Below are 556 nucleotides of genomic sequence, written 5' to 3'. Positions count from 1 at the left end.
GCGCGGGAGAGCAGATCACCCAGGCGGTGGTGTTGGTAGTCGCGGGCCGGCAGCCGCAGAAGGTGGCCGATGAGAGTGGTCCGAAGCTGCAGGACGATGTCCTCACCGGTTCGTCCCAGCACGTAGCCGCTGGCGGTCTGTAGAAGTGCCTGGGCCGTGATGAGGGCGGTCAGGGCCCCGACGGCGGGCCACGGAGGTGGACCGTGGCGCCCGGCCGTATCGACGATATGGCTCACCAACAGCGGCTGGGACAAGCCGAGACCCAGAGTGCAGAGCGTCAGCACAGTGCACAGGGCGAGGACCTTGTGGTGGCCGCGGGTCAACCGGGCCAGCATACGAAGCGTGAGCATGCTTTCTGATACGACGTCGCTCACGTCGTGGTCGGCGGTACGTGGGGGCCGACAGCCATGATGGTCCGGTAGTGGTCTGCCGGAAGCGGCTCGTCGACGGGTTGCCCTTCAGCCTCTACCCATGCGTGGGCGGCGAATGGCTGGGTGCGCACTCCGGTACACCAAGTGGGCCAGCTGCCCCACATCCGACACAGCAGCGCGGTGGC

2 protein-coding genes are annotated in these 556 nt (G+C 67.4%); both read right to left on the bottom strand.

Going from position 1 to position 556, the window contains the following annotated elements; genetic code table 11:
- A partial coding sequence (locus tag SNA_RS30740; protein WP_241779918.1) for an ABC transporter transmembrane domain-containing protein occupies positions 1-350 on the bottom strand: 350 nt, incomplete at its 3' end.
- Positions 351-370: 20 nt separating this feature from the next.
- Entirely contained in the window at positions 371-544 is a 174-nt protein-coding gene (locus SNA_RS40710; RefSeq protein ID WP_420823528.1) for a lasso peptide biosynthesis B2 protein, read from the bottom strand.
- Positions 545-556: the final 12 nt, after the last annotated feature.

It is taken from the genome of Streptomyces natalensis ATCC 27448, assembly GCF_000935125.1.
GTDB classification, from domain to species: domain Bacteria; phylum Actinomycetota; class Actinomycetes; order Streptomycetales; family Streptomycetaceae; genus Streptomyces; species Streptomyces natalensis.
This window is presented reverse-complemented; position numbering and strand designations above follow the sequence as displayed.